Consider the following 12,252-nt stretch of genomic DNA (forward strand, 5'->3'; position numbering starts at 1 on the left):
ATTTTTTAGTTTAATTTTATAAACAAAAAACAACAAAACCACTCAAATTGAGTGGCTTTGCTGCTTTTAGGAGGGGTTGGAAAAACTATTAAAACTAGAAATTAATTCCATCCGCCACCTAATGATTTGTAGATATTTACCCTCGCTGTCATTTGATCTTTTTTAGTTTCCACTAATTGAAGTCTGGACTCTAAAGCATCGCGTTGGGTTAATAAAACTTCCATATAATCGGCTCTGGCTGCGCTGAAAAGTTTATTCGTAATCTCGATAGAGTTCTTTAAAGCAGCTACCTGTTGTTCTTTTTGAGCATAGCTCTTTCTAAGATTTTCAATTTTAGATAAACCATTGAGAACTTCGATATGGGCATTTAAAACGGTTTTTTCGTAATCAAATACCGCCTGTAGTTGTTTGTCGTTGGCATTGTAATATTGGGCTTTAATAGCGTTTCTGTTGATTAACGGAGCTACCATATCGCCGGCTAAACCGTACAGCAAAGATTCAGGCATTGTAGTAAGGTATTTAGTCTTGAAGGATTCTAATCCCACACCAGCTCTTAACGTAAACGACGGATAAAAATTAGCTCTGGCAACCTGTGTATCCAGTTTGGCTGCCTGCAATTCATACTCGGCTCGTCTGATATCAGGACGATTAGTCAAGAGCTGTGAAGGAATACCGGAATAGACAGTATCTATTTTCTGGTCTATAAAATGTTCCGAATCGCGTTGTATTGCTTGTGGTGAACGACCAATCAAGAAATTGAGTTTGTTTTGAGCCTCAATAATTTCCTGTTTTACTGAGTACAATTCTCCAGTGTTTTTATACACCTCTGCTTCCAATCTTTTAACCCCCAGAGCTGTTGCTTTGGCAGCCTGCATTTGAAGTCGAATGGTTCTTAAACCGTTATTTTGCAATTCTAAGTTTTGGGTAAGGATCTCCAGTTTGTTGTCCAAAGCCTGCAATTCGTAATAAGAATCAGCTATTTCGGCAATCAGATTGGTTACCATGAAATTCTTGCCTTCTACAGAAGAAAGATATTCTATTACCGCAGCTTTTTTGGCATTGCGCAGTTTTTTCCAAACATCCACTTCCCAAGTGGCAAATGCGCCAACTTTATAATTTTTTAAAGGTTCCGGGAATTCTTCACCGGGTTTGATATCAGTATTAGCATCATTAGCTCCCTGACTGGTATAACGTCCTACTTTTTCCACTTCGGCAGCAGCCTGAATGCCTACAAACGGTAAGTATTCTCCTTTTCTGGCCTGAATTTCATTCTTGGCAATATCTACCTGTTGCAACATGATGTTCAGTTCCTGATTGTTTACCAGAGCGGTATCAATAAGTGCCGCTAATTGCGGATCGTTAAAGAAGGTTTTCCATTTAATTTGGGCGGAATTAGTAGTGTCTTTGGAAACAACATTCTGAAAATTATCAGGCAAAGTGTTTTTAACTTCACGGGTTGTTTTGGCAGGAACACAACTTTGGAAGATTAGGGTAGCTAAGGTCAGGGTTATTCCTGACCTTAGGTTTATATATTTGAAAATTGCTTTATTCATTTTTGTCTCTGTTCATTAGTTCTTTCAATTGTTTGTTCATTGCTTTGAGTTTCAGTTTCAGGCTGCTTTCTCCTTCACTGGCTCTCATGAATTCTTCTGAAGCCGGTTCGGTATGTTCGTCTTGAATCAAACTACGGCCATCGCTCATTTTGGCAAAGGTGTAATACAATCCAGGAATGATAAAAACTCCGAATACTGTTCCGATAATCATTCCTCCCATAGCAGAACCTCCAATAGTTCGGTTACCAATGGCTCCGGCACCAGTTGCAATAACTAATGGAATCAATCCTGCAATAAAGGCAAATGAGGTCATCAGGATAGGTCTGAAACGCAGTTTAGCTCCTTCCATGGCGGCATCAACAATACTCATTCCCTGAGCCCGCTTCTGGACGGCGACTTCGACAATTAATACGGCATTTTTACCGAGTAATCCAATAAGCATAATCACCCCAATTTGGGCATAAACGTCATTCGACAATCCCATTAACTGTAATAAAGCGAATGAACCAAAGAATCCAACAGGTAACGATAGCAGTACAGCCAATGGCATTACAAAGCTTTCATATTGTGCTGCCAAAACCAGATAAACGAATATCAATACGATACCAAATACATACAAAGCATCGTTTCCTCTGTTAGCCTCGTCATAAGACAATCCTTCCCAGGCAATATCATATCCTCTTGGAAGTTTGTATTGTGCTACTTCTTTAATCGCATTAATGGCATCGGCACTGGTATATCCTTTAGCTGGTAATCCACGAATAGAAGCTGAATTGTACAAGTTGTATCGTGTAATTTCATTAGGTCCTAATTGTTTTTCTACTTTCATAAAAGCAGAATACGGAACCATTTCGCCTGCTTCGTTTTTTACGAAAAGTTTCTCCAAATCCGAAGGGATTTTTCGATATTCAGGAGCTGCCTGAGTATATACTTTAAAGAACTGACCGAACTTGATAAATCCTTGTTCGTAAGTACTTCCAATAAGGATATTCAGGTTGTCCATGGCTTTACCTATAGAAACCCCTTTTTGCATTGCAGCTTTGTTATCAATGTTCAGTTTCAATTGTGGATAATTGGCAGAATAAAAGGTAAAGATTCCGGTTAGTTCTTTTCGTTTTTGTAACTCAGCAAGGAAATCGTTATTTACCCTTTGGAATTCCTGATAATCGGTTCCATTGGTTTTGTCTAATAAACGCATAGAGAAACCTCCTGATGAACCAAATCCCGGAACCGCCGGTGGTTCGAAATATTCGATAACAGCTCCCAGATTTTTGGACTTGTTTTCCAATTCTTCCATGATTTCATGAACCGAATGCTTTCTTTCTTCCCAGGGTTTCAGGTTAATCAAGCAGGTTCCGGCATTCGATCCACGACCTTCAGTCATGATTTCATAACCCGCCAAAGAAGAAACGGAAGACACACCATCGATTTCCACGCAAATGCGTTGTAATTTTTTAGCAACATCATTGGTACGTTCTAATGTCGTTCCCGGAGGCGTTTGAATAATAGCATAAATCATCCCCTGATCTTCACTTGGAATAAAACCAGCCGGAAGTGCCTGATTAGTAAAATAAGTGGCAAAACAGAATCCAATTAATATCCCGAAAGTAATGACTCTTCGGTTCACAATGTGCTTTAAGATACCCACATAATGTCCGGTAAGTTTTTCAAATCCTTTGTTGAACCAATCGATAAATCGATCGATAGGTGATTTTTTCTTAGCATGACCGTGATTGTGTTTCAGTAACATAGCACAAAGTACCGGTGTCAATGTCAACGCAACAACTGCCGAGATGATAATAGATCCCGCCATTGTGATTGAGAATTGACGGTAGAAAACCCCAACTGGTCCTGTCATAAACGAAATAGGAATAAATACCGAAACCATTACCAATGTAATCGCGATAATTGCTCCCCCGATTTCGCCTAATACCGCTTTTGAAGCTTTAAAAGGCGTGAGATGTTCTTCTTCCATTTTTACATGGACGGCCTCGACGACTACAATGGCGTCATCGACCACAATACCAATGGCTAGTACCAAAGCAAATAAGGTAATCAGGTTGATAGACAAACCAAACATTTGCATAACGAAGAATGCTCCAATCAAGGAAACAGGTACAGCAATAACCGGGATAAGCGTCGAACGCCAGTCGCCTAAGAACAGGAATACTACCACCGAAACAAGAACAAAGGCATCTCTAAGCGTATCGATTACCTGTTCGATAGAAGCGTCTAAGAAACTCGATACATCATAACTAATTTTGTAACCAACTCCTGGAGGAAGGTCTTTTTCCAGATCTTTTAATTTGGCTTTTACATCTCTGATTACATCACTACCATTTGTTCCCAACGTTTGTTTTAAAACGATGGAAGCTGATGGTTTTCCGTCTAAGTTATCGTAGATATCATAGAATTCACTTCCTAATTCTACATTGGCAATATCGCCTAATTTTATTTCCTCACCATTGGCATTGGCACGGATAATTACGTCTTTGTATTCCTGAGGTTCGCTAAATCGGTCTCTATAGGTTAGTACATATTCGAGCGATTGTGATTTTATACCCGAACTTTGTCCTAGTCGTCCCGGTCTTGCCAAAATACTTTGTTCCTGCATGGCTTTCATTACTTCCTCAGCAGAAATATTATAAGCACGCATTCTGTCTGGTTTTAGCCAAATACGCATCGCATATTTACGGCTACCCAGGATTTGTGCACTGGCAATTCCGTTGATACGTTGTATTTCGCGAAGCATGTTTGTATAAGCATAGTTGTAAAGGAATTTTTCATCTATTTCATGCCCTTTTTTGCTATACAAATCCACATACATCAACATACTTGGCTGAACAGGAGTAATGATAACCCCTTCGCGTTGTACTAAATCAGGTAATAAAGGCATCACCTGATCCACTCTGGTCTTGACCCTGATTACGGCGACGTTGGGATCGGTTCCCGGTTCAAAAATGACACGAATAGTTCCTTCTCCCGCACTGGTGGCATCGGAAGCTATGTAACGCATTCCCGGTACTCCGTTAATGGCTGTTTCCAGCGGAATTAAAGTTGATTTTACCAATACATCTGAACTCGAACCCGGATAGGCGATAAAGATGTTTACGGTAGTTGGTGCAATTTCAGGAAATTGCGAAATGGGTAATTGTTTGATGGCAAGCAAGCCCATAAATACAATGATGACCGAAATAACAATCGCTAAGACCGGTCTTTGAATAAACTTTTTAAACATTTTGTTGTTCTTTAAGGGGGGTTTTACTCGGCGTAAACATCAAGAGTTGATAAGACCTTTTTAGGATTTTCAACATTAAATTTTATTTTCTCGTTGTTTTTAACCAATCGCAATCCGTCTAACAGAATGTGATCATTTACATCCAATCCTCTTTTCACAACAAAAAGGTTTTCTAAAGTAGCTCCAATAGTAATTTCTCTTTGTCTAACCACTCCGTTTTTATCAATTACAAAAACGTAGCGCTTGTCCAAAACTTCAAAAGTTGTTTTTTGCGGAATGATAAGTACGTTTTTCAAAGGAACAGTCATCAGGATGGATCCTGTTTCCCCATGTCTTAAAATGCCTTGTGGGTTAGGGAATGTTGCTCTAAAGGCAATATTACCTGTTTCGTTGTTGAATTCCCCTTCAATGGTTTCTACGATACCTGACTGATTGAATATCATATCGTTTGCCATGCGCAAATTCACTTTTTGCTTCTTGTTTTTATCAGCGCTCATGATGTAGTTTAAATATTCCGCTTCGGGAACATTAAAATAAACCCACATTTTACTGTTATTGGAAAGAGAGGTCAATAGTTCCCCTTCTTCAAGCATACTGCCTTCCCTTGCCAGTAAATGGTCGACAATACCGTCAAAAGAGGCTTTAATGTTGGTGAAACCAAGATGGGTTGCTGCTAAGTTTATTTCAGCGTTGGCTTTGTCCAATTTGGCTTTGGAAAGTGCCAGTTCGTTTGCTGAAACTACTTTGTTATCGGCAAGAAGTTTAGTGTTTTTATATTCTATCGAAGCAGCATTTCCTTCTGCTTTTGCTTTTTGCAATTCAGCCTGATAAACATTTGGCATAATGCCGAATAAGGCTTGTCCTTTTCTAACTTTTTGTCCTTCGTCTACATAAATTTTCTGAAGGTATCCTTTTTCCAGTGCTCTTACTTCAATATGCTGAATAGAGTGGATTTGGCACACATATTCTTTAACAATTGAAGTGTCCATTGCCACAGGATTAGTAACATTAAATGTGGTTTCTTCTTTCTTTTCCTCTTTATGTGAGTTGCAGCCAATAGTGCATAACGCGGCCATAAGACCAATGAAAATTGCGTTTTTTTTCATGATTTTCTTTAACTTTTTAAAACAATGGGATGATTTTTAGGCTGAAGTATAAAACAACAACCTGGACACCTTATTTAGCTTATCTCAATTAGGGATAAGAAATAATAGGGTGTAAGCAATAAATGTTTAAAAAGTTGGAATCAAATTCGGAAAACCTCGAATATAATGTAAAGTGAATTACAAGAGGGTAGGTAGGAAAGCTCTTTGCAGAAAGCTTGAGTTTTCTTGATATAAGATATAAAAGCGGGTGCTGCCTGCTGTTGGAAAAAAGAGAGTTGATAAGATTGTTTTTCCAGGACTTTTTTTGTAGCCGTAGTTTCTGAATCTTCTTCCTCATTATCAGAACTAAGAATTTCTTTTTTCTGGTAGGTTTCGAACATTGCATCGGATATCGAAGATCTATTATCAAAAAGATGTTCTAAGTTTGTATGATTAGCAGTCTCTTTTGTGATTGTTTCTGAAGAAGTGGCTAGCAAAGCTGTTGTAGCTAATGTATGGGCAAATAAAGAACTGCTGCTTAGTAGCATTATTATACATAAAGGGATAATATGTTTTATTGCCTTTCTCATTAAGGCGACAAATGTATATTTACTAAATTATACTGGCAAGAAGTTCTCTATAAATATTTGTTAATTCAGGGTAAATGACTAAAAAATAGGGTGAAACACTACTTTTTTTGAATAAAAAAAGGTGATTGTGTTAATCTGTAATATTTTTTAATAATGAATTCTGTCAACTGAATACTGAAATCTGAATACTGTTTACTTAACACCTTCCCATTCGGCATAAAATTGTGAGAGGAATTTTTCCATAAAATGATGTCTTTCCTTTGCTATGTTTTTTCCGGTTGGAGTATTCATTTTGTCTTTTAGCAGCAACAGTTTTTCATAAAAATGATTAATTGTTGGTGCCTGGCTGCGTTTGTATTCTTCAGCACTCATGTTGAGGTTTGGCGCAATTTTAGGATCATAGAGTGCTCTGTTTTTAAATCCGCCATAATTGAATGCCCTGGCAATCCCAATGGCTCCAATGGCGTCTAAACGATCCGCATCCTGAACTATATCTAATTCTATCGAGCTGAATTTTTTTTCGAAATTACCTCCTTTAAAAGAGATGTTTTCGATGATATTGATAACTGCATCGATAATTTCTCCGGCTACATTTTGAGATTCCAGAAATCTTCTGGCTACTTTTGGTCCCACTGATTCATCCCCATCGTGAAATTTACTGTCGGCGATATCGTGAAGCAAAGCGCTGAGTTGGACTATTTGTAGATTGCAAACTTCCTCTTTAGCAATCAATAAGGCATTTTTATAGACTCTTTCAATATGAAACCAGTCGTGACCACCTTCGGCATTATTGAGTTGTTCTTTTACAAAAGTGATTGTTTTACTGATAATGTCGCTGTTGTTCATGTTCTTGTTTTAAAAAAAATGTTGATTTTCAAAGCTTTAAAACTTCAAAAATCAACATTTTAAATTAACTAAATTGTGTTTTATAACTCAATTTCAATGGCAAAAATAAATTTCAAAAAATCTTAAATCTTAAATCTGCTTTCTGAAATCTTAGATTTACAATCTCGCAGGTTCTACCCATTTGAAGATATGGGATTCTTTAGGAATTACCAATCTTTCCGAAATTCTTGCCATTCTGGCCGGTAATTTCATCAGGTAATCACGGGCTTTTTCGGCTTCGTCTGTTAAACCTGCAATCTTGTCAATTTCCCATTTATCAATTAATTTTTGCATGATTTCAACATAATCATTGGCTGTATAAACGCCAATACGTTGTGCTGAATCAGAAAATAATTCGAATGCAGAGCTGATTTTTTGTCCTGATTCTCTCAGGAAATGTGCTGGCATTACAATTTTAGCTTTCATCATGTATTGAAAAGCAAGCATCATTTCGCTAGGGTCAACTTTGAAAATTTCACTCACAAAATGGCTGTACGCATGGTGGTGACGCATTTCGTCTCCCGCAATCATCTTACACATTTTAGAGAGTTTTTTATCACCATAGTTTTTAGCTAATTGCGAAACTCTATTGTGAGAAACATAGGTTGCTAATTCTTGGAAACTGGTGTAAACAAAGTTTTTATAAGGATCTCTACCGGTTCCAATGTCGAATCCGTCATTGATAAGGTGTTGGGTGGTCATTTCAATTTCTCGCATGTTCACACGACCTGATAAATACAGGTATTTGTTTAGTAAATCGCCATGACGGTTTTCTTCCCCTGTCCATTGACGAACCCAGGCAGACCAACCATTTCTCTCTTCATTATCTACTCCTTCCACTTCCATCAACCAGTTTTCATAAGTTGGAAGTGCTTCTTCGGTAATCATATCACCCACCATTGCTACCCAGAAATCATAAGGTAAATCCTTTGATATTTCGCGTAACTCTTTTACTTCTTCTAAGAAATTATCTCCTTCAGAATTGGGTAAAAAATCAGACGGCTGCCATATTTGTTCCACTGGAATCAAATACTGATCCATATAGCCAGTCACGTTTTTTTCCAAAAACTGCATAACTTCTAATCGAATGTTTTTTATAGACATTTTATTTATATATATTAAAATTGTATTCCTTTTACTACCGCACTTTCCGTTTTCTCCATTAATTCAGGAAAGCTAAATTCACTCACCTTTAAAGGTTTATGAACCACAAAGGTAAGATGATTTCCCAGACCTACCGGAAAAAAACCAAATTTTACCATTTTCCATGAATTGTTAATGCTTATTGGAACAATATAGGCTGAGGGCGCATTTTTGCACAATATTTTTAATCCGGTTTGGGCAAATTCTTTTGGTTTACCCGTTTTGCTTCTTGTTCCTTCAGGGAAAATTACTGCCGAACGTTTGTTGTTTTCAATGTATTCGGATAATTTTTTAATTTCAGGAATGGCCTGTTTAGGGTCTTTTCTATCAATTAAGGCTCCGCCACCATGTCTTAAATTATAAGAAACACTCGGAATTCCCTTGCCTAACTCTTTCTTACTTACAAATTTACAATGAAATCGTCGCAAATACCAAATCATAGCCACAATATCGTACATACTTTGATGATTAGCCACAAAAATTAACGGAACTCCTTGAGGTATGCTGTCCCTGTTTTCAAATTTATAAGTGGTACCTACTAAGTTAGTGCATTTTAATAAAAAAAAGTTCAGATAATCGACACTTTTTTTGTGTGCCTGATAACCAAAAAGATTCAGGCAAATCCATTGAATTGGATGGAAAATTACTAACGTAAGTCCAAAACATAAATAATAAATTATGGATATTGGATACGAAATAAGTTTTTGCATTCTTAAAAAATTAGCTGCAAAAGTAAGAAATAAATTTTTAGTGCTATTTAATTCCTAAATAATAATAGGTTTAGTGTTAAATCGTACCTTTGTGCTTTAAAAAATAATGTGTTTTCCTAAAAAATGAGCTTCAATTATCCAAAAAACGAGAAACTAAAAAGTAAAATCACCATTGGATTGTTGTTCTCTGAAGGTAAATCGGTTTCAAAATATCCGTTGCGATTGGTTTATCATTCGGGTTCTTTAAACGAGAACGAAAGAATTAAAATGGGAGTTTCAGTTTCTAAAAAATACTTCAAGAAAGCCGTTGACAGAAATCGTTTCAAACGCATCCTTCGCGAAACCTACCGACTTAACAAACACATTCTTTTAGATAATTTAGACAAACCGTATGCTTTTATGTTTTTTTATCAAACTAAAGAGCATTTGTCTTATGAAGAAATCAATACTAAAACCATTCAATTGTTTGAAAAGTTTGTAGCCCAGAATGTGAAAAAAGAATCTTCTGAAAAGGATGATGAGCCCGCTAAATAATCAACTTTAGTGTCAATTTTATTATTGATGATTTATTCCTACTTTAGTATCCAATATTATACTCCACAATCATGATTCGCCTTTTACAGAAAAGATACCTGATTCCCGTAGTTGCTTCCGCATTTTTATATGTTGGGGTGAGTTTTAAAGATGATTTTTTTGAAATAGCCAAGCAATTAGAAATTTTCACCACACTTTTTAAAGAACTGAACACCAATTATGTGGATGAAACTAATCCCGGCGAATTAATGGATAGTGCCATTAAAGGAATGTTGGCTAGTTTAGATCCATATACGGTGTATTTTAATGAGCAGGATGTGCTGCGATTTAAAATTAATAATACGGGAGAATATACCGGAATTGGTGCTTTGATTACCCAAAAATCAGGGAAATTAATTCTTCGCGAAGTCTATAAAAATTTCCCTGCCGACAAAGCGGGTTTTAAAGCCGGTGACGAAATTATTCAGATAGGCGATGTTTCGTTGTCTGATTTTAAAGAGGATGCTTCCCAATTGTTAAAAGGAGCTAAAAACACTAAAATTGACATTAAATATCTGCGCCAGGGAAAAACAAATACAACCCAAATTACTTTGGATGAGGTCGAAATAAAATCGGTTCCTTTTTTTGCTAAAATTGATGACAAAACGGGTTATATTGTGCTGAGTCGTTTTAATAAAAAAGCTTCGAATGAAACTAAAGAAGCTTTATTGGAACTCAAAAAACAAGGAGCTACACAAATAGTTTTAGACTTAAGAAACAATCCCGGGGGACTTTTAGGCGAAGCCATCAATATTTGCAATTTATTTGTTCCAAAAAACGAAGTGATTGTAACCACAAAATCTATCAACGAGAAGCACAATAATACTTATAAAACGGCTGCTGAACCCATAGATTTGGATATTCCGTTGGTGATTATCGTAAATGATAAAAGTGCTTCGGCATCCGAAATTGTATCCGGAGCTTTGCAGGATTTAGATCGTGCGGTAGTTATAGGAAGCAGAAGTTTTGGAAAAGGATTGGTTCAAAAACCAATTGATTTGACTTATAACACCCAATTAAAAGTCACTATTTCCAGGTATTTTACCCCTTCGGGAAGATGTATTCAAGCGATGGATTACGCTCATAAAGAAAATGGAGTTGCAGTTAGAACCAAGGAAACTAATTATAATTCGTTTAAAACCCGAAAAGGCAGAACGGTTTATGATGGAGGAGGGATTTTACCGGATGTACAGTTAGAAGAATCAAAAACAAGTGTTATTGCCAATGCTTTGCTTAAAAACGACGCGATTTTTAATTACGCAACTGTCTATTATTATAAAAATCCAAACTTAGGTAATCAAATTCCAAATTTCACTACTGCTGATTTTCAGGATTTCAAGCAGTATTTAAAAAATCAGAAAATTTCTTTTGATACCGAAACCGAAGAGGCATTGAAAAACACTTTGGCTATAGCCAAAAAAGAGTCTCTCGATGGCACTATCATTAATGAATACAAGCAACTTTTAGCCGTAGTTCAAAAAAGTGAAGCCGATCAGTTAGACAATCATCAGGAAGAAATTAAGAATTTGATTTTAGAAGAAATTATAAAACGATACCAATATCAGGAGGGTTTTTATCAATATTATATGAAAACCAATTCGGAGATCAAAAAAGCAGTTACTATTTTAAATGACAGCACAACGTATAAGAATATTTTAAAAATCTAATGTTTAAATCTGCTCTTATTATTGTCTTTTTTTCTTTTGGGCTATTGAATGCTCAGGAAAGAAAGATTGGTACTGTTTATTTTGAATTTGACAAATCCAATATTGATGTTGTTCAGGAACAAATGTTGGTTGATTTTGTTAGTAAAATAGACACAACTTTGGTCGAATCCATTCAGATTTACGGTTATTGTGATGATCGGGGAAATAATGATTATAATTTAAAATTATCAGAGAAAAGAGTTAATTCGGTTAAGCATATTTTGACTACCAACGGATTTAATAAAAACAAAATTGTAATTGTTGAAGGCAAAGGCAGGGTACTCTTAGACGAACATTCAGGAGGTAGTTTAGAGGATATTCGTTCTAAAAACCGACGTGTTGATTTATTGATTGTAAAGAAAAATAGTTTTGGAAAAGGAATTTATACTTCTTTTCAGGACAAGCATGAAGTAGGCGATCGTATTTATCTGGAGAATATTTTTTTTGAATTAGGAAGCAGTAAACTCACACCGGCTTCTCAAAAGGAATTGGACAGAATTGCTGAAATTCTTCAAAACAACAAAAAAATTGAATTTGAAATCCTGGGTCATGTGTGTTGTACTCCTGATTATTACATAGATGCAATCGATAGGGCTACTAAGGAAAGAAAACTATCTTTAAACCGAGCCAAAAGTGTTTTCAGGTATTTGATTTCTAAAAATGTGAGCAGTTTAAGAATGATTTATAAAGGTTTGGGGAATCAGTTTCCTCTGGGCAGGGGTGATGAATTTGATCGAAGGGTTGAATTTCTGATTACTAAGATTTAGTT

The 12,252-nt window shown here is 36.3% G+C and carries 10 protein-coding genes; 3 read left to right on the plus strand and 7 right to left on the minus strand.

Annotation, left to right across the window (positions count from 1 at the left end; translation table 11 throughout):
* Positions 1 to 101: 101 nt before the first annotated feature.
* The 7 genes from FDM27_RS05205 to FDM27_RS05235 form a co-directional block, all read right to left on the minus strand.
* The gene (locus FDM27_RS05205; protein ID WP_140485471.1) at positions 102 to 1,553 is read right to left on the minus strand and encodes a TolC family protein; all 1,452 of its coding nucleotides are present in this window, start codon (positions 1,551 to 1,553) and stop codon (positions 102 to 104) included.
* Entirely contained in the window at positions 1,546 to 4,791 is a 3,246-nt protein-coding gene (locus FDM27_RS05210; RefSeq protein WP_140485472.1) for an efflux RND transporter permease subunit, read from the minus strand. Before FDM27_RS05210 ends, FDM27_RS05205 begins: the two co-directional genes overlap by 8 nt.
* A 23-nt stretch (positions 4,792 to 4,814) precedes the next feature.
* Entirely contained in the window at positions 4,815 to 5,897 is a 1,083-nt protein-coding gene (locus tag FDM27_RS05215; RefSeq protein ID WP_140485473.1) for an efflux RND transporter periplasmic adaptor subunit, read from the minus strand.
* 140 nt (positions 5,898 to 6,037) lie between these two features.
* Positions 6,038 to 6,424, minus strand: a complete 387-nt coding sequence (locus tag FDM27_RS05220; RefSeq protein ID WP_140485474.1) for a hypothetical protein — start codon at positions 6,422 to 6,424, stop codon at positions 6,038 to 6,040.
* Between the two features lie 234 nt (positions 6,425 to 6,658).
* Positions 6,659 to 7,312 carry an HD domain-containing protein gene (locus tag FDM27_RS05225; RefSeq protein WP_140485475.1) on the minus strand — a complete coding sequence of 218 codons (654 nt, stop codon included), beginning with the start codon at positions 7,310 to 7,312 and terminating at the stop codon, positions 6,659 to 6,661.
* 156 nt (positions 7,313 to 7,468) lie between these two features.
* Positions 7,469 to 8,455: an acyl-ACP desaturase gene (locus FDM27_RS05230; protein ID WP_071184430.1), complete on the minus strand. Its 987-nt coding sequence runs from the start codon at positions 8,453 to 8,455 to the stop codon at positions 7,469 to 7,471.
* Positions 8,456 to 8,469: 14 nt separating this feature from the next.
* The gene (locus FDM27_RS05235) at positions 8,470 to 9,204 is read right to left on the minus strand and encodes a lysophospholipid acyltransferase family protein (protein WP_071184431.1); all 735 of its coding nucleotides are present in this window, start codon (positions 9,202 to 9,204) and stop codon (positions 8,470 to 8,472) included.
* Positions 9,205 to 9,327: 123 nt separating this feature from the next.
* Between FDM27_RS05235 and rnpA the strand changes: the two genes are divergently transcribed.
* From rnpA to FDM27_RS05250, 3 genes are all read left to right on the plus strand, one after another.
* Positions 9,328 to 9,738, plus strand: coding sequence for a ribonuclease P protein component (gene rnpA, locus FDM27_RS05240; protein WP_140485476.1), 411 nt, complete (start codon positions 9,328 to 9,330; stop codon positions 9,736 to 9,738).
* 71 nt (positions 9,739 to 9,809) lie between these two features.
* On the plus strand, positions 9,810 to 11,444 hold the full coding sequence (locus FDM27_RS05245; RefSeq protein ID WP_140485477.1) for a S41 family peptidase: 1,635 nt from the start codon (positions 9,810 to 9,812) through the stop codon (positions 11,442 to 11,444).
* A complete protein-coding gene (locus FDM27_RS05250; protein WP_140485478.1) occupies positions 11,444 to 12,250 on the plus strand; it encodes an OmpA family protein in 807 nt (268 codons plus the stop codon). The genes FDM27_RS05245 and FDM27_RS05250 overlap by 1 nt, the downstream gene beginning before the upstream one ends.
* Positions 12,251 to 12,252: the final 2 nt, after the last annotated feature.

The sequence above is a fragment of the Flavobacterium sp. GSA192 genome (assembly GCF_006386525.1).
Lineage (GTDB): Bacteria > Bacteroidota > Bacteroidia > Flavobacteriales > Flavobacteriaceae > Flavobacterium > Flavobacterium commune.